The sequence below is a fragment of the Sphingomonas sp. 37zxx genome, from assembly GCF_000786205.1.
GTDB lineage: Bacteria > Pseudomonadota > Alphaproteobacteria > Sphingomonadales > Sphingomonadaceae > Sphingomonas.
This window is the reverse complement of the sequence record NZ_JROH01000005.1, coordinates 55,673-73,211: the sequence shown is the minus strand read 5'-3', so window position 1 is coordinate 73,211 and position 17,539 is coordinate 55,673. Positions and strand designations below refer to the sequence as shown.

At 63.5% G+C, this 17,539-nt stretch carries 17 protein-coding genes, 1 pseudogene and 1 other annotated feature; of the genes and pseudogenes, 3 read left to right on the top strand and 15 right to left on the bottom strand.

The genetic code is table 11. The features are described 5' to 3' along the window. Window positions 1–140: 140 nt before the first annotated feature. The 10 genes from QU44_RS03370 to QU44_RS03325 form a co-directional block, all read right to left on the bottom strand. Entirely contained in the window at window positions 141–992 is an 852-nt protein-coding gene (locus tag QU44_RS03370; protein ID WP_033920087.1) for a universal stress protein, read from the bottom strand. Window positions 993–1,005: 13 nt separating this feature from the next. Then, window positions 1,006–2,490 carry a SulP family inorganic anion transporter gene (locus QU44_RS03365; RefSeq protein ID WP_033920086.1) on the bottom strand — a complete coding sequence of 495 codons (1,485 nt, stop codon included), beginning with the start codon at window positions 2,488–2,490 and terminating at the stop codon, window positions 1,006–1,008. Between the two features lie 93 nt (window positions 2,491–2,583). Then, window positions 2,584–2,638: a sequence feature (sul1 is cis-regulatory element that is thought to sense ions involved in sulfur or methionine metabolism; They are found in Alphaproteobacteria), on the bottom strand. Between the two features lie 117 nt (window positions 2,639–2,755). Further along, entirely contained in the window at window positions 2,756–3,535 is a 780-nt protein-coding gene (locus QU44_RS03360) for a phosphoadenylyl-sulfate reductase (RefSeq protein WP_033920085.1), read from the bottom strand. Then, a complete protein-coding gene (locus QU44_RS03355; protein ID WP_052134290.1) occupies window positions 3,528–3,989 on the bottom strand; it encodes a DUF934 domain-containing protein in 462 nt (153 codons plus the stop codon). Before QU44_RS03355 ends, QU44_RS03360 begins: the two co-directional genes overlap by 8 nt. After that, window positions 3,976–5,613 carry a nitrite/sulfite reductase gene (locus tag QU44_RS03350; protein ID WP_033920084.1) on the bottom strand — a complete coding sequence of 546 codons (1,638 nt, stop codon included), beginning with the start codon at window positions 5,611–5,613 and terminating at the stop codon, window positions 3,976–3,978. The genes QU44_RS03355 and QU44_RS03350 overlap by 14 nt, the downstream gene beginning before the upstream one ends. Before the next feature lies 1 nt (window position 5,614). Further along, window positions 5,615–5,911, bottom strand: coding sequence for a DUF2849 domain-containing protein (locus QU44_RS03345; protein WP_033920083.1), 297 nt, complete (start codon window positions 5,909–5,911; stop codon window positions 5,615–5,617). Beyond that, window positions 5,908–6,696, bottom strand: coding sequence for a uroporphyrinogen-III C-methyltransferase (gene cobA, locus QU44_RS03340; protein ID WP_033920082.1), 789 nt, complete (start codon window positions 6,694–6,696; stop codon window positions 5,908–5,910). The genes QU44_RS03345 and cobA overlap by 4 nt, the downstream gene beginning before the upstream one ends. 88 nt (window positions 6,697–6,784) lie before the next feature. After that, window positions 6,785–7,348, bottom strand: a complete 564-nt coding sequence (locus QU44_RS03335; protein WP_033920081.1) for a DUF6891 domain-containing protein — start codon at window positions 7,346–7,348, stop codon at window positions 6,785–6,787. Between the two features lie 9 nt (window positions 7,349–7,357). Continuing rightward, window positions 7,358–8,773 (bottom strand): succinylglutamate-semialdehyde dehydrogenase, encoded by a 1,416-nt coding sequence (gene astD, locus QU44_RS03330; protein WP_033920080.1) that lies wholly within the window; start codon window positions 8,771–8,773, stop codon window positions 7,358–7,360. 101 nt (window positions 8,774–8,874) lie between these two features. Next, window positions 8,875–10,251, bottom strand: a complete 1,377-nt coding sequence (locus tag QU44_RS03325; protein WP_033920079.1) for a protein adenylyltransferase SelO family protein — start codon at window positions 10,249–10,251, stop codon at window positions 8,875–8,877. Between the two features lie 18 nt (window positions 10,252–10,269). On the opposite strand from QU44_RS03325, the pseudogene QU44_RS03320 reads away from it, so the two are divergent. The 3 genes and pseudogenes from QU44_RS03320 to QU44_RS03310 all read left to right on the top strand — a co-directional run. Beyond that, window positions 10,270–11,139 (top strand): annotated as a pseudogene (locus QU44_RS03320) (alpha/beta fold hydrolase); the annotation flags it as partial. A gap of 143 nt (window positions 11,140–11,282) precedes the next feature. Then, window positions 11,283–12,422 (top strand): glycosyltransferase family 4 protein, encoded by a 1,140-nt coding sequence (locus QU44_RS03315; RefSeq protein ID WP_033920078.1) that lies wholly within the window; start codon window positions 11,283–11,285, stop codon window positions 12,420–12,422. A gap of 78 nt (window positions 12,423–12,500) precedes the next feature. Further along, complete coding sequence (locus tag QU44_RS03310; RefSeq protein ID WP_033920077.1) at window positions 12,501–13,904, top strand: NAD(P)H-dependent flavin oxidoreductase; 1,404 nt, start codon at window positions 12,501–12,503, stop codon at window positions 13,902–13,904. Between the two features lie 93 nt (window positions 13,905–13,997). Here the strand turns inward: QU44_RS03310 and arsH are convergent, their stop codons facing one another. The 5 genes from arsH to QU44_RS03285 form a co-directional block, all read right to left on the bottom strand. After that, window positions 13,998–14,759: an arsenical resistance protein ArsH gene (gene arsH / locus QU44_RS03305; RefSeq protein ID WP_033920076.1), complete on the bottom strand. Its 762-nt coding sequence runs from the start codon at window positions 14,757–14,759 to the stop codon at window positions 13,998–14,000. 13 nt (window positions 14,760–14,772) lie between these two features. Next, the gene (arsB, locus tag QU44_RS03300) at window positions 14,773–15,837 is read right to left on the bottom strand and encodes an ACR3 family arsenite efflux transporter (RefSeq protein ID WP_033920075.1); all 1,065 of its coding nucleotides are present in this window, start codon (window positions 15,835–15,837) and stop codon (window positions 14,773–14,775) included. Further along, window positions 15,834–16,316, bottom strand: coding sequence for an arsenate reductase (glutaredoxin) (gene arsC, locus QU44_RS03295; protein WP_081987841.1), 483 nt, complete (start codon window positions 16,314–16,316; stop codon window positions 15,834–15,836). The genes arsB and arsC overlap by 4 nt, the downstream gene beginning before the upstream one ends. Before the next feature lie 12 nt (window positions 16,317–16,328). Next, window positions 16,329–16,658: an ArsR/SmtB family transcription factor gene (locus QU44_RS03290; RefSeq protein WP_033920074.1), complete on the bottom strand. Its 330-nt coding sequence runs from the start codon at window positions 16,656–16,658 to the stop codon at window positions 16,329–16,331. A 68-nt stretch (window positions 16,659–16,726) separates the two neighbouring features. Beyond that, window positions 16,727–17,401 (bottom strand): NAD(P)H-dependent oxidoreductase, encoded by a 675-nt coding sequence (locus QU44_RS03285; RefSeq protein WP_033920179.1) that lies wholly within the window; start codon window positions 17,399–17,401, stop codon window positions 16,727–16,729. Between the last annotated feature and the right edge of the window lie 138 nt (window positions 17,402–17,539).

Sequence of the window (17,539 nt, the reverse complement as noted above, 5' to 3'; positions counted from 1 at the left end):
CCAGTAAACTCAATCGATCCGATCGAGCATCATCGCAATTGCCGAATCTACTGCGCCGCCAGCATAGAGACTGGAGCTGCCACAATGCTCGCCGCGATGCTTTGGTTGCCCCGCGATCGATGCGGGGCAACCTCCCGCGTTTATCGCACCAGAAAAACCGGCGCGTGGACGGTGCGGATCATCGCCGTCGTGGTGCTGCCGACGATCAGCGTGCGCAGCCGTGAATGGCCATAGGCACCCATCACCAGCATCGCCCCCGGCGTCTTGGCGACGATGTCAGCGATGACCTCTTCGGCTTTGCCCTTTTCCAACGTCGCGGTGACCGCGTGCGCGGCCTCCAACTGGCTGGTGGCTGCTGTGAGCGCCTGTCGGTGGGCGTCGTTTTCGCTATCGGCCATGACGATATGCACCGGCATGGCAGCAAATAATGGCGAATTGACCAGCCGTTCCAGCGCGCGATCGGCGGCTGGGCTGGCGTCATAGGCAAAGACCACGCTTTGCGGTGCCTGCGCTGCCCGATTGGCGATCAGGATCGGCTTGGTGCTGGCACGCACGACGCGCTCGATCTTTGACCCGATATGGTCGGTCGCGAATTCGTGGCTGCCGCCGCGCTTGCCGATTACGACCACGCGCGCATCGGCTTCCTGCTCAAGGATCGTCTCGACGATGCCGCCATGCCGATGGAGCACGCGAACCTCGGTAACGCCGCCTTCGCGCAATCGGGCTTCCCCGGCTTTGAGCAGCGCCCGGCCGCGTTCGACCTGTAACCGTGCGTCGGTTTCCTCCAGTCGCACCAATTCTTCCATCAGGTCGGTCTTGGCCCCGAGGCCGATCGCGCCCGACAAGTCACCGCGCGCGGTCACCGATTCCTTGCGCTGGACGACGTGGAGCAGTTCGACCGGCATTTCGAGCCGCTTTGCGGCCCAGGCTGCGAGGTCGCAGACGCTGTTGGCGTAGCTAGATGCGTCGATACAGGCGAGAATATTTTGCATATTCAATTTCCTATCAATGGCCGCCGAGTTGCGCTTGGGCACCCGGCTTGTCGTGGATCGCGAAACGCTGGACCAGCGATGCGCTTGCCTCGTTCAGCCCGATCACCTCGACATCGGTGCCTTCACGCCGGAATTTCAGAATTGCCTTGTCGAGCGTGCCGATCGCCGAAATGTCCCAGAAATGCGCATCGCTGACGTCGATCACGACGCGGTCGAGAACCTCTTTGAAGTCGAATGCTTCGGCGAAGGCGTCGGACGAGGCGAAGAACACTTGGCCCGCGATGCGATAGGTGCGGGTGGCACCTTCGGCCGACAGGTCGGACGTGACGACGAACAGCCGCTTGACCTTGCTCGCAAAGAACAGGCCCGACAGGATCACGCCCGCCAGCACGCCTTGCGCCAGATCATGCGTCCACACCGTGATGACGACCGTTGCCAGCATCACCGCCGACGATTGCCAGGGATGGCGACGCACATCGGTGATCGAGCGCCAGCTAAAGGTGCCGATCGACACCATGATCATTACTGCGACCAGCGCCGCCATCGGGATGATCGCGACGACCGAGCCGAGCACCAGCAACAGGAACAACAGGAACACGCCCGACACCATCGTCGACAGCCGCGTCAGGCCGCCCGACTTCACGTTGATCACCGACTGGCCGATCATGGCGCAGCCGCCCATGCCGCCCAGGAAGCCGGTGAAGAAATTGGCGATTCCCTGGCCCTTCATCTCGCGCTGCTTGTTCGATCCGGTGTCGGTGAGGTCATCGACGATCTGCGCAGTCATCATCGATTCGAGCAGGCCGACTGCGGCCATCGTCGCCGAATAGGGCAGGATGATCTGGAAGGTTTCGAACGTGAACGGCACGTTCGGAATCAGCCACGCCGGCAGCGACGAAGGCAGCTCGCCCATGTCGCCCACGGTGCGGACGTCAAAGCCCATATACCAAACGAGCAAGGTCAGCACCGCGATCGCGATCAACGGCGACGGCACCGCCTTGGTCAGACGCGGGAAGAGATAAATGATCGCCAGCCCGCCTGCGACCAGCACATAGGTGAGCGGCGCGACCCCGGTCAGTTCGGGCAATTGCGCCATGAAGATCAGGATCGCCAGCGCGTTGACGAAGCCGGTGATGACCGACCGCGACACATATTGCATCAGCAGATGCAGCCGCAGAAAGCCCGCGAGCAACTGAATGACGCCCATCAAGATGGTCGCGGCGAACAGATATTCGACGCCATGATCGCGCACCAGCGGCAGGATCAGCACCGCGATGGCGGCAGTAGCCGCAGAGATCATGCCCGGTCGACCGCCGACCAATGAAATAATCACCGCGATCGAGAAGGAGGCATATAATCCGACGCGCGGATCGACGCCGGCGATGATCGAAAAGCCGATGGCTTCGGGAATCAGCGCAAGCGCCACGACGATACCCGCGAGGATGTCACCACGCGGGTTGGAAAGCCATTCGCGTTGCAGCGAAGCTAAAGAGGGCATTGAAAAACCTTGGAAAATGCTTGCAGCACCGGTCGTTCAAGCGCTCGACGATAAGCGGTTACGATGACGGAGGGCGGACAGCCGATGCCAAAAGGTTATCCCGGGGATAGGCGCCGGGCCGAGCCACCTGGTAAGCCCCAGGTCCAGCGGACGCACGGCCAGTACGAGCAAAGCCGTTGTTTCGCAAGTGCGCGCAGGACATTGCGCGAGGCGGGCCGCGATGTGGGCGGCCCGCGCTACCGGCCCGGCAGCCGGGCGGGGTGTCTCAGAACGAAGGCTGGTCGGGGTCGCCGTCGCCCACCGGCGAATGAATGCCGCACTCTACCTTGTCCCAGCCCTTCCAGCGGCCCGATCGCGGATCTTCGCCCGGTGCGACCTTGCTGGTGCAGGGCGCGCAGCCGATCGACGGATAGCCTTGCTCGACCAGCGGATGCACGGGCAGGTCGTGCGCCGTGAAATAGTCGGTCAGGTCGGCCTGACTCCAGGTGGCCAGGGGATTGAGCTTGAGCCGGCCGAAATCATCCGATCCGTCCAGTTCGAACCGTGGCAGCGCGTTGCGGGTCGATGCCTGGAATGCCTTGCGCCCGGTGACCGTGGCGTCGAACCCGGCAAGCGCGCGGGCCAGCGGCACCACCTTGCGGATTTCGCAGCAGCCATCGGGATCATAGGACCAGCGCAGCCCGGTCTCGTCGCGCTTTGCCAGCGTTTCGGGATCGGGGCGCAGGATGCGAAGATCGGTCAGCGCCAGCCGCTCGACCAGTTGATCGCGGTATAGCAGCGTTTCGGGGAAATGCTTTTCGGTGTCGAGGAACAGCACCGGCACAGTGCGATCGACGCTTGCGATCAGGTGCAGCAATGCCGCCGATTCAGCGCCGAACGACGACACGATCGCGACATCGCCCAGCATCGATTCACCCAGCACCGCGCGGAGCATCGCCACCGTGTCGCGGCCGCGAAACAGGTTGTTCAGCCGATGCGCGTCGGCGGCGGTGAAGCGGGGGCCGGTGTCGATCCGGTCGATCGGACGCAGAAGCGCATTAGCCATGCCGCAATTTCCAGATTGGCGCGCGCCCGTCGGCGGCTGCCTGATAGACATTGTCGTACCGCGTCATCGCACGTTCGAGCGCGGCACCGTCGATCGCCGCCGCCGGGGCGAAACTGTCGAACCCGCAGCGCCGCATCAGTGGCAGTTGATCGACCAAGACGCCGCCCTCGGCGCGCAATTCGCCGGTATAACCGGCCTCGCGCAGCACCCGCGCCGCCGAATAACCGCGCCCGTCGCGAAAGGTAGGAAAGCCGATTTCGATCAGCGCGATCCGATCGAGATGCCCGAGCAGCGCGCGTGCGTCCTCGCCGGCTTCGATCCGCACCGCGGTGGCGTTCGACTGGCCCAGGAATGATTCGAGCGTCACCGCCGGCTCGTCATGGGGTTCGTCGTCGCGAAAACGCAGCAGCGTTTCTTCGCTGGCCACCGAATTGGCAATGTCATGCAGGGCCATAGATGGCCTCCTTGAAGGGTTCCATGCCGATGCGGCGATAGGTGTCGACGAAACGTTCGCCCTGTTCGCGCTTGGCAAGATAGACGTCAGTGGCCTTTTCAACCGCGTCGACGACGCCGTCCTCCGAAAAGCCAGGGCCGGTGATCTTCGCGAGGCTGACGTCCTCAGCCCCCGAACCACCGAACGATAGCTGGTAGTTTTCCAGGCCTTTCTTATCGACGCCCAGGATGCCGATATGGCCGGCATGGTGGTGGCCACAGGCATTGATGCAGCCCGAAATCTTGAGCTTCAATTCGCCAAGCTCGCGCTGTCGATCGAGATCGGCAAAGCGGCTCGCGATCTTTTGCGCGACCGGGATCGAGCGGGCATTGGCGAGGCTGCAATAGTCGAGGCCGGGGCAGGCGATGATGTCGCTGATGAGGTCGAGATTGGCTTCGGCCAGCCCCGCTTCGTGCAGCGCCTGCCATACCGCATACAGATCGGCCTTGCGGACATGCGGCAGGACGATGTTCTGTGCGTGCGTGACGCGCAGTTCGTCAAAGCTGTAGCGCTGGGCTAGGTCAGCCATCAGGTCGATCTGGTCGGCGCTGGCATCGCCCGGAATGCCGCCGGTCGGCTTCAGGCTGATCGTTGCGATCGCATAGCCCGGTTGTTTGTGCGGCTTAACATTCTGGTCAAGCCAAACGGCGAAATCGGGGTCGCTGCGATCGAGCGTGTCGGGCGCGTCGGCGGCAAAAGCGGGGGCCGCGAAGAACGCCTTGATCCGCTCGAACTCGGCGGCGGGCGGGTCGATGCCCAGCGCCTTTACGTGCGTGAATTCTTCCTCGACCTGGCGGCGATATTCGTCGGCCCCGATCTCGTGGACCAGGATCTTGATCCGCGCCTTGTACATATTATCGCGGCGGCCGTAGCGATTGTAGACGCGCAGGCACGCTTCGAGATAGCTAAGCAAATCCGACAGCGGCACAAATTCGCTGATCTCGGACGAAATCATCGGGGTGCGGCCCATGCCGCCGCCGACGAACACGCGCGCGCCATGTGCGCCATCGCGCTCGACAATCTCAATGCCGATATCGTGTAACCGCATCGCGGCGCGGTCTTCCTTGGCGGCGATCACCGCGATCTTGAACTTGCGCGGCAAATAGCTGAATTCGGGGTGGAAGCTGCTCCATTGGCGAAGCAGCTCAGCCCAGGGGCGCGGGTCGGTAATCTCGTCGGCGGCGGCCCCGGCAAACTGGTCCGACGAGATATTGCGGATGCAATTGCCCGAAGTCTGGATGGCATGCATTTCGACCGTCGCCAGTTCGGCGAGGATGTCGGGCGTATCCTCCAGCTTGATCCAGTTGAACTGCAAATTCTGCCGCGTGGTGAAATGGCCATAGCCACGGTCATATTTGCGCGCGATGTGCCCAAGCATCCGCATCTGGCGGCTGTCGAGCGTGCCATAAGGAATCGCGACGCGCAGCATATAGGCGTGGAGCTGCAGATACAGGCCGTTCATCAGCCGCAGCGGCTTGAACTGGTCCTCGCTCAGTTCGCCCGACAGGCGGCGTTCGACCTGGTCGCGAAACTCGGCGACGCGGGTATCGACCATGTTCTGGTCATATTGGTCATATTGGTACATTTCAGATTACCCAATTGCCCGCCGACGGATCGGCAGGCTTCAACGTCAGATCGGGACGGATGGTCGGCCCGAGCGCGCGGACGCGGTCCTTGATATGCGCCGGGCGGGGGCCTTCGGCGGTCATGCTGGCGTCGATGACATAAGGCACGTTGACTCGGCGCGCGGCCTCTTCCTGGCGGGCAAGAGCCTCGCCGGTTTCGCCGACATCGGCTGAATCCTCGACATGGCGCGACCAGCCAGAGCCGGTCCACCATACGACGTCGCCGGTCTTTAAATCATTGCCCGTCAGTATCTTCACGCAACATTCTCCGCCACTTTGGCCCAGCGCAGCAGCTTGTCCTGCGCGTCGGATAGTTCGACCACTTCGCCAACCACGATGATTGCGGGGCTGGCCACCCGCTCGCGATCGACCATCGGCCCAAGATCGGCCAGCAATGTCCTGAGCGCGCGGCTGTCGTCGCAGGTGCCGCGTTCGAGCACCGCCACCGGCATGTCGGGGGCGACGCCTTCGCCCATCAGCTTTTCGGCGATGTCGCTGGCGGTCGCCACGCCCATATAGATGACCAGGGTGCGCCCTTGCCCGGCAAGGCCCGACCAATTTTGATCGGCGAGGCCCTTGCACTGACCAGCGACGAAGCTGACCGCGCTTGAATAATTGCGGTGGGTCAGCGGCAGCATCGCTTCTGCGGCGCAGCCCAGGGCCGCCGACACGCCGGGGATTACCTCAACCCCAAGCCCAGCCGCGCGAACCGCTTCGACTTCTTCACCGCCACGTCCGAAAATGAACGGATCGCCGCCCTTCAATCGCACGACGATCGCGCCGCGCTGGACATGATCGACGATCAGCGCGTTGATGCCTTCCTGCGGCACGGTGTGGCGCGCACGTTTCTTGGCAACCGAAATGCGCTGCGCCCCGGCGGGGGCCAGATCGAGTACGCGCGGATCGACCAAGCCGTCATGGATGACGACGTCGGCCGATCGCAGCGCTTCGACCGCTCGCACGGTAAGCAAGCCCGGATCGCCAGGGCCTGCGCCGACCAGAATGGCTCGCCCGCGCGCGGTTGGATCGGATGGATTGGCCATGAACGCTAAATGGTCATCGGACGGCAGGGCAGCAACCGATGTTGCTTTGGGGCAGGGGAAGGGATTCTTTCACCCCTTCGCCAAGCGATCACGCCTCAACCGGCGTGCGGCGTTGCCACTGGATCGACGGCAGCGCCATCCGCTGGCCGGCGGTGCCGTCCCATTCGACCGTGAAGCCGGCTTCGCGCAACGCGGCGCACACCGCATTGCCTACGGCCAGGCCATTGGCCGCCTCGGTATCCAATGATCCGAACGCGATGTGCAGCGGCGCGCCGTCAATCGCGCCTTCGACATCTTGCCCGTGGAAGAAGCAATAGCCGTGATAGGTGCCCTCGGCTTCTTCCGACACCACTTCGCTCACGTCGCTATGCCCATCGGCGATGGTATAGCCGGCATGTTGCAGCGCGCAGATGCCGTCGTCGTGCAGCCCCTCGAACACCGCGTCGAGCCGGTCGCAATCGGTTTCGTCGGCCCATGTCGCCTCGGCGGCCAGCTTTTCGGCAAAGGCGGCGTCGATCGCGGCGTGCAGCTTTTCCAGATCGTCTTCGGGCTCGGCGATTTCGTCGAGCAGCTCGCGCGCTTCATCAATGGTGTAGAAACCCGACCATGCCCATTTGCGGATCGAATCGAGCGCATATTCTTCGTCAGTCATCAAAGTCCCTCAGCCGTCGCGCATGCCGATGCCGATGCTGCCGCGTGCCTGTTCGGCCTCGCTCGACACCACCGGAAACACGCAATAATCCGCCGCATAATAGGCGCTGGGCCGGTGATTGCCTGACCAGCCGACGCCGCCAAACGGTGCCGCCGATGATGCGCCATTGGTCGGACGGTTCCAGTTGACGATGCCGGCGCGGATATTTGCCCAGAACTGGTCATACAGCTTGGGGTCCTGGCTCACCAGGCTCGCCGACAGCCCATAGCGGGTGTTGTTCGCCTCGGCGATCGCCTGTTCGAACGTATCGGTGCGGATCACTTGCAGGATCGGGCCGAACAGCTCGATGTCGGGGCGCTCGCTAGCGCCGGTCATGTCGATCAGGCCGGGGGTGAGAAACGGTCGCCCCTCGATCGAGCGCTGGAGATAGCGGATTGGCCTGCCGCCGCTGGTCGACAGCGCCAGGAAGCTTTCGGTGAGCTGGTCGGCGGTGTCATTGTCTATCACCGGCCCCATGAACGGCTGGGGATCGGCATGCGGTTCGCCGATGATCAGGCGACCGACCAGCTTGTTCACCTCCTCGATCAGCGGGTCATACAGCTTGGCATCGACGATCAGCCGGCGGGCGGCGGTGCAGCGCTGACCCGCGCTGGTGAACGCCGATTGCACCACCAGCACCGCCGCGGCGTATAGATCGGGGGTGGACCACACCACGATCGGATTATTGCCGCCCATTTCCAGCGCCAGGATCTTTTCGGGCTTGTCGGCAAAGGCACGGTTGAGCGCGAGCCCGGTGCGCGCCGATCCGGTGAACAACAGGCCGTCGATTCCCGGATGGCCTGCCAGCGCCTTGCCCTGATCGGGACCGCCGAGCAGCAGCCGAACCGCATTTTCGGGCACCCCGGCGGCGCGATAGCAATCGACCAGGAACGCGCCGACCGCAGGCGTCTTTTCCGAAGGCTTGAACACCACCGCATTGCCCGCCAGCAGCGCGGGGACGATGTGGCCATTGGGCAAATGCGCGGGGAAATTATACGGGCCGAGCACCGCGAGCACGCCGTGGGGCTTGTGCCGCAGCGCCAGCCGCGTTCCCATCTGCGCCTCGATCCGGCGCTGGCCGGTGCGTTCGGAAAAGGCGGTGACCGAAATATCGACCTTCGAAACTACCGTATCGACTTCGGTGCGTGCCTCCCAGAGCGGCTTGCCGGTTTCGCGTGCGATCAGGTCGGCAAAAGCCTCGTGCCGGCTGCGAACGACATTGGCGAAGCGGCGCATGGTTTCGACACGGAATGCCAGCGGCCGCGCTGCCCATTCGGACCAACCCGCTCGCGCGGCGGTGACTTCGGCGTCGGCATCGCCCGAAACCCCGCGCCATAGCACCGCACCCGTTGCCGGTTCGGTTGAAAAAAGATCCTGTCCGAGCACCTACACGCCTTCTTTGTCTGGTTATCGCGGGCTTGTGCCGCAAATCGTCATTGGTTTCCAGCAGCGCCGCAAGCTTGAGTCCGTCTGCCGCCCGTGAAAAGTCAGGCCAACGCTTCACCCATCGCCCGGATCACGGCTATCTTGGCGTGGAGCGGTGCCCAGTCGTCGTGCTGATCGATCGCATCCCACAGCGCCTCGACCTCTTCGATCGGCATGGCGCAGGCCGGGGCGGTCCAATGCGCGTGGTCGCGTGCCTTGCGGGGGTGATACTCGGCCAGCAGCGCGCGAACCTCGGCAAAGGCTTTGCCATAGCTTGGCGGCACCACCCCGCCGAAGCTGTCATGGAAGAACGCACCGATCGAGGTCTCGCCAGCGACCAGCGCCTGTTCGAGTGCTTTCACCAACGCCGCATCGTCCGCCGATGCGCGCGGGACGACGCCTAGCCGCCACAGCAGCGCCTCGACGATCGCTTGCTGATACAGCGCCGCGAACCGATCGAGCTGGGCGATCAGCGGCGGGGCTTCACAAAGTGTGCGAAGGGCGACCGCCAATTGCATGCAATCCCAATGGATCGCCTCGGGCTGGCGACCAAAGGCATATAGCCCCGAATGGTCGAAATAGGCGGCGGTGAAGGCGGGGTCCCAGGTCGTGGCGAACCGCCACGGGCCATAGTCGAAGCTCTCACCGGTCATATTGATATTGTCGGTGTTGAGCACGCCGTGGACGAATCCCGCCGCCATATAGCCGGCGGCCAGCCGCGCGGTGCGTTCGACGACATGCGCGAGCAGGCGGGCAGGGGCATCGTCGCCCGAATCCTCGCCCCGATCATCCTCGCCATAGTAATGCCGGAGCACATAGCCGACCAGCGCCGCCATCGCTTCGGCATCGCGCAGATAGGCAAGCCGCTGAAAGGTGCCGATACGGATATGGCCGTGGCTGAGCCGGACCAGCACTGCCGATCGGGTGGGGGATGGTTCGTCACCGCGTTCGAGTGCTTCGCCGGTTTCGATCACCGACAGCGTGCGCGAGGTGTCGACGTTCAGCGCTTCGAGCATTTCGGTCGCCAGGATTTCGCGCATCGCCCCTTTCAGCGTCAGCCGCCCGTCGCCGAAGCGGCTCCACGGAGTCTGGCCCGATCCCTTGGTGCCAAGGTCCATCAGCCGCCCGCGATCGTCGCGCAACTGAGCATACAGAAACCCGCGGCCATCGCCGATGTCCGGATTATACTGGCGGAACTGGTGCCCGTGATAGCGCAGCGCCAGCGGGGTATCGAGGCTACCCGGCAGCGGAGCGAACCGACCCAGATGCGCGATCCATTCGGTATCGCTCCACCCATCCAGCCCGATTTGGGCCGCCGCGCGATCATTGCGGAAGCGTAAGATCGTCTGGGGAAAATCGGCGGCGTGGACGGGATCGTAAAACGCATCGCCTAATTCCAGGATCGCGCGTTCGGGTCGTGCTTGCGTGTTATCGGCCATGCGGCGATATGGGTGCCGATGGCCGCTTCGCGCAACCTTGCCCGCTACACCGATGCCTATTGGTGGTCGAATGACGGGCTTCGCCTGCATTATCGCGATTATGCCGGGCCTGCCGACCGGCCGGCGATCCTGTGTATTCCCGGCCTCACCCGCAACGCGCGCGATTTCGAGGGCGTTGCAGAGCGGTTGGCGGGCGATTGGCGGGTGATTGCGGTCGATCTGCGCGGGCGCGGCGAAAGCGCCTATGCGCGCGATCCGATGACCTATGTACCATTGACCTATCTTCAGGATGTCGGACGGCTGGTCGACGAGTTGCAACTGGAATCGGTAATTGCGTTCGGCACGTCGCTGGGGGGCATATTGACGATGCTGCTGGCCGCCGCCGGGCGTCCGCGGCTGGCCGGCGCGTTGCTCAACGATGTCGGGCCTGAACTCGACCCGCAGGGGCTGGCGCGGATCCGCACCTATGTCGGCAAATCGTCGCAATATCCCACCTGGATGCATGCGGCGCGCGCGGTCGCGGAAAACAATGCCGCGATCTATTCGGAATATGATGTCGAACAATGGCTGGTGATGGCCAAGCGGCTGTACAAGCTTACTTCCGGCGGGCGGATCGTACCCGATTACGATATGAAGATCGCCGAACCCTTTCGCTTGCCCGGCAACGAGGCGGGACCGGATATGTGGGGTGCGTTTCGCCAGTTGAAGCACGTCCCCACGCTGATCGTGCGCGGTGCGCGATCGGATATTTTGGCGGCGGGGGTCGCCGATCGGATGCTGGCCGAACTGCCGCAGTGCGAGCTGGTGACGGTGCCCGCGACGGGCCATGCGCCGACATTGGATGAGCCGGAGGTGGTGGCGGCGATTGACCGGCTGCTGGCTAGAGTCCCCCTCCCGCTTGCGGGAGGGGCTAGGGGAGGGCCTGTCGAACCGGCCGTTTCGGAGACAAGCCCTCCCCCGACCCCTCCCGCAAGCGGGAGGGGGGAAGAAGAAGCACCCTCGGCCAACCCAGAACGCCCCGACCTTCTCCTTTGAGCGCGCCGGTCCATATTCTCCACCTCCATTCGTCTTTCTCGCTGGGTGGCAAGGAAGCGCGGGCGGTGCGGCTGATGAATGCATTTGGTGCCGCCGCGCGCCATACGATCGTGTCGGGCGTGCCCGATCAGCTCGGCGCGCGCGCGGCGATCGCGCCAGGCGTCGCCTATGAAATCGCGCAAGACGCGCCGCCGCTGGTCGGCAAGCCATCGGTCGCGCGCTATGGGGCAATCGCCGGCTTCATGCGCCGCTTCGATCTGGTGCTGACCTATAATTGGGGCGCGATCGACGGGGTGATGGCCAAGCGTGTGTTCCCCAAGGGCGCGCCGCCGATCATCCACCATGAAGACGGGTTCAACAGCGACGAGGCCAAGGGGCTGAACCCGATGCGCAATGTCTATCGCCGGATGGCGATGGGGGTGGCGCATGCGTTGGTGGTGCCATCGCATCGGCTGGAAGACATCGCGCTAAAGGTTTGGAAACAGCCCGCAGGCCGCGTGCGGCGCATTCCCAACGGCATCGCGCTCGCCAATTATTACGCCGCACCGAACCGCAACGCGATCCCCGGGTTTCGGCGCAAGGGCCGCCGCCCGGTGGTGGGCACACTGGCCGGCCTTCGCCCGGTGAAGGATTTGCCGCTGCTGGTCCGCGCGGTGGGCGGCATCCCCTTCGATACCGAATTGGTGATCGTGGGGGAGGGGCCGGAGCGGCAGGCGATCGTCGATGCGGCCGAGGGGATGTTCATGGAAGACCGGGTGCACCTGCCCGGATTCCTGCGCGACCCGCACAAATATATGGGGCTGTTCGACGTCTTCGCACTGTCGTCGCAGAGCGAGCAGCAGCCGATTTCGGTGATCGAGGCGATGGCGACCGGGCTGCCCGTGGTCGCCCCCGACATCGGCGATATTCGCCACATGGTCTCCGAGGAGAACCTGCCCTATATAAGCCCCGACCGGCACGAAGTGCATCTGCGCGATCGGCTGGCGATCCTGGTCCAGCATCCCGAGCTGCGTGCCAAGATCGGCAATGCGAATCGGATCAAGGCCGCTCAATTGTTTGACGAATACGGCATGATCGCCGCGTATCGCGAATTATATGAATCTGCGATGCGTCGCCCTGGTGTATTAGGAACGTAACTTTAACTCGCCAGCCCCGGCTGGTCCCGCTAACGCGCGCCCGATATTTGCGCGCCGATCATTTGCCTGGAGGAAGTTTTGTTCAAAGGCCTGTCGCCGATCGTTTATAATGGCCGTGAAGTCTGGCCATTGGTCGAAGGTGGAAAAGGGGTGGCTGCTACCAACCACGCATCGGCTGGTGCCTGGGCCGCTGCTGGCGGAATCGGCACCGTGAGCGCGGTCAACGCCGATAGCTATGACCATGAAGGCAAGATCATCCCGCAAATCTATCGCGCGCAAACGCGCCGCGAGCGGCATGAGGAGCTGATCGAATATGCCATCGAAGGCGCGGTGCAGCAGGTCGATCGCGCCTATGAGATCGCCGATGGCAAGGGCGCGATCAACATCAACGTGTTGTGGGAAATGGGCGGCGCACAGCGCATCCTGCACGGTGTGCTTGATCGCACGCGCGGCAAGGTGGCGGGCGTCACCTGCGGCGCGGGGATGCCGTACAAGCTGAGCGAGATCGCGGCGTCGTACAATGTCCATTACCTGCCGATCGTCAGCTCGGGCCGCGCGTTCAACGCATTGTGGAAGCGCGCTTATTCAAAGGCCGCCGAATGGCTGGCGGCGGTGGTGTATGAGGATCCCTGGCTTGCCGGCGGCCATAACGGCTTGTCGAACGCCGAAGACCCGCTGGCACCGCAAGACCCTTATCCCCGCGTAAAGGCGCTGCGCGACGTGATGCGGGAGGGTGGCATTCCCGACAGCACTCCGATCGTGATGGCGGGCGGCGTGTGGTATCTGCGCGATTGGGCCAATTGGATCGACAATGACGAATTGGGCGCGATCGCGTTCCAATACGGCACCCGCCCGCTGTTGACGCGGGAAAGCCCGATCCCCGAGGGGTGGAAGGCGCGGCTGATGACGCTGGAGCAGGGCGACGTCCTGCTGCACCGCTTCTCGCCGACCGGCTTTTATTCCTCGGCGGTGCGGAACCCGTTTCTGCGCAACCTCGAGATGCGCTCCGAGCGGCAGATCGCCTTTTCGACGCAGGAGGCTGGCGATCATGTGTTCCAGCTCGATGTGGGGGTAAAGGGCAAGAATTTCTGGGTGACGCGCGGCGATTTGCTGCGCGCGCGCGAATGGTTCGGCCTGGGCTTCACCGATGCGCTCAAGACCCCCGATAATACGCTGGTGTTCGTGACGCCCGAGGAAAAGGGCGTGATCCGCAAGGACCAGGCCGATTGCATGGGCTGCCTCAGCCACTGCGCCTTTTCGTCGTGGAAGGACACCGAGACGAACTCGACCGGTCGCCTGGCCGACCCGCGCAGCTTCTGCATTCAAAAGACGCTGCAGGACATCGCGCATGACGGCCCGGTCGAACAGAATCTGATGTTCGCAGGGCATAATGCGTATAATTTCAAGAAAGACCCGTTCTATTCGAACGGTTTCGTGCCCAGCGTGAAGCAATTGGTCGATCGCATCCTGACCGGCGATTGAGCCGATTCGCGCCGATAGCGGGATGACTGCGCGTTGACCTACCGATCTTCTTTTCGTCATTCCCGCGAAGGCGGGAATGACGGGGGAAATGCGTTAGCCTTGCGTAACGCTCTGGCTTTTCAATAGCGCGATGCTCGAAAGATCGGTGGCGGGGTCGATCGCCACCCCGGCCTCCTTGCGCCCCGAATAGCGATCGACCAGCCTGGCGGCATGCGGTCGCATCAGCACGGTGAAGCGCACCAATTCCTCCATCACATCGACGATCCGGTCGTAATAGCTCGATGGCTTCATCCGCCCGGCATCGTCAAACTCGTCGAACGCTTTGGCGACCGAGGATTGGTTGGGGATGGTGAACATCCGCATCCAGCGGCCGAGCACGCGCAACGTATTGACGCTGTTGAACGATTGCGAACCCGCCGACACCTGCATCACCGCGAGCGTCCGCCCCTGGGTTGGCCGCATTCCGCCCATTGCCAGCGGCAGATGGTCGATCTGCGTTTTCATCACCCCTGTGATCTGGCCGTGGCGCTCGGGGCTGCACCACACCTGCCCCTCTGACCACAGCGACGATTCGCGCAGTTCGTGGACGGCGGGATGGTCGTCGCCCGCCACCTGATCGGGCAGCGGCAGCGTCGAGGGATCGAAGATGCGCGTCTCGCAGCCGAACCATTGCAGCAATCGCGCTGCCTCCTCGACGCACAGCCGCGAATAGGAACGTTCGCGCAAGCTGCCATAGAGCAGCAGGATGCGCGGGGGCGGATCGGCGGGGCCAAGGCCGGCGGCGGGGCGATCGAAGGTGTAGCGGCGATCGAGCGCGGGCAAATGATCGGGGTCGGCAAGGGTGCGTAGCGGCAAGTGGCATTCTCCGTCAGGCTGGCGCGGTGGCGGGGAACCAGCGCCGGCCGAGCCGCAGCGCGACTTGGACCAGCAGGATCAACACCGGCACCTCGACCAGCGGCCCGATCACAGCGGCAAAGGCGACCGGCGAGCCGAGCCCGAAGGCGGCGATGGCGACCGCGATCGCCAGCTCGAAATTATTGCCCGAAGCGGTGAAGGCGATCGCGGTAGTGCGCGGATAATCGGCCTGGATCAGCTTGCCCATCAAGAAGCTGATCAGGAACTGGACGATGAAATAGATCGTCAGCGGGATCGCGATGCGGATCGCGTCGAGCGGCAGGCGGACGACGTCGCCGCCCTTCAGCGTGAACATTGCGGTGATGGTGAACAGCAATGCCGCCAGCGTGATCGGCCCGATCCGTGGCAGGAAGGTGGTTTCGTACCAATCGCTGCCGCGCCTGGCGACCAGCCATTTGCGGGTGACATACCCCGCCAGAAACGGCAGCCCAAGATAGATCAGCACCGCCTCGGCAATCGTCCAGAAGCTTACGTCGATCACGCTGCCTTCCAGCCCGAACAGCGGCGGCAGGACGGTGAGGAACAGCCAGGCATAGGCGCTGAAAAAGGCGATCTGAAAGATCGAATTGAACGCGACCAGCCCCGCGACATATTGATTGTCGCCCTTCGCCAACTGATTCCACACCAGCACCATCGCGATGCAGCGTGCCAGGCCGATCAATATCACCCCGGTCATATATTCGGGATAATCGCGCAGGAAGATCACCGCTAGCGCGAACATCAAGGTCGGCCCGATCAGCCAGTTCTGCACCAGCGACAGCGCCAGCACCCGCTTGTCGGCAAAGACCTTGGGCAGGTCTTCATAGCGCACGCGCGCCAGCGGCGGATACATCATCAGGATCAGCCCGATCGCGATCGGGACATTGGTGGTGCCCACCGACAGGCTGTTGAGCGCGGCGGGCAGACCGGTGAAGATTGTGCCGAGCAGCACCCCCAGCGCCATCGCCGCGAAGATCCACAGCGTCAGCCAGCGATCGAGAAAGCCAAGCCGCTCGGGCTTGGAAAGCTGCTCGGTCATTGCAGCTTTGCTCCGGTGTCGTCAGTCACCCGCTCGCCGTCTTCCTTGGTGAAGGCTCCGCGTTGTGTGGCAGGCAGGATGTCGAGCACGAGTTCGGACGGGCGGCATAGGCGGACGCCGATCGGCGTTATCACCAACGGTCGGTTGATGAGGATCGGATGCGCGATCATCGCGTCGATCAGCGCATCGTCACTCAGGCTGGCGTCGTCCAGCCCGAGTTCGGCATAGGGCGTGCCCTTTTCGCGCAGCAACGCGCGTGGCGTCAGGGCAGCGCGGGCGATCAGATCGACCAGCACCATGCGCGACGGCGGAGCCTTCAGATATTCGATCACTTGCGGTTCGATCCCGGCATTGCGGATCATCGCCAGCGTGTTGCGCGACGTGCCGCAGGCGGGGTTGTGATAGATTGTCACGGCTTGCGCGGCGTCGGTCTGGGCTTTGTCGGTCGCGCCGGTGTTGGCGGTAATCGGATCGGACATTGCGATACTCCTTCAGCAGCAGGCGAGTTGGGCGATCAGCGGTTCGCAAAGCTCGGCGCTGCCGCCGCAGCAATCCTTGGCAAGGAACAGCATCAGCGCGCGCAGCCGGGCGATGTCGGCGCGCTGGATTATCTGGCGGCCTTGCTTTTCGGGCTGCACCAGCCCCGCCGCCACCAGCACCGCCAAATGGGTGGAGAAGGTGCTTTGGCCAAGCGCGGTCGCCTCGACCAGCGCGCCGGTGGAAAGCCCATCGGGTTCGGCGCGCACCAGCAGCCGGAACGCGGTCAGCCGCGTGGGGTGCGAGAGTGCGGCAAGGCAGGCAAGCGCATCGTCATCGTTCATACATCGGCATTATCCGATGGAACTACCCGCCGCAACCATCGACTTTTGCCGATGCTTTTGGTTCGGTGCTATCCCAGCAGCCGCTGTACCCTGGCCTGATGCTGGCGTTGCAGCAGCGCGGCGCATACCGAGCGCGTCTTTTCGCGCACCACCGCCAGCGCTTCGTCGATATGGCGCGGCTTCATCTCTTCGACGATCGAATCGAAATGCACATGCTCGCCCGCTTCCATGCCGAACACCGTGGTGAGATACCCGTCGAACGCCCGCCGAAGCGCGACCCATTGGCCCTGTTCTTCCAGCCAGCATTTGGTCGATGCCGATGAGCTGAACTGCATCAGTTTCTTGCCATGCAGCGATGGACCGGCCCCGGCGGTTTTCAAATTGCGCGCGGCAAAGCCTGCTCCCATCACGCGATCGACATAACCCTTGATGATCGCCGGTGGCATGCCGAACCAGATCGGATAGATCAGGGTCACGATCGCGCTGTGCTGAAGATAGCCCAGTTCCGGCTGGACATCCGGGGCAGGGGCGAAGTGCGCTCCGTCTGGCTGTTCCTGCGAGCGCAGCAGCGGATCGAATTCGAGCGCGTACAAGTCGCGAAGCTGCGCCACCTGGCCACATTCGCGCACCGTTTCGCAATAAGTGCGGGCTACCGAATGGTTGAAGCTGCCGGGGGAGGGGTGGCCGAGCACCACGATGTGCCGGATCGTCTTGTCGGTGCCGCCGTCGTCGATCATCGCCATCACATCTCCATCCCGCTGCCCGGTCCGAAGTCCGTCCGCCCAAAGGAAGATCAGCTTGCAGCCAAGGCGGCTTTTATCCTGTTTTCGGATCGACATAGCCTAGCGCGTCCAAAAGACGTGGCCATAGGGGTGTATACG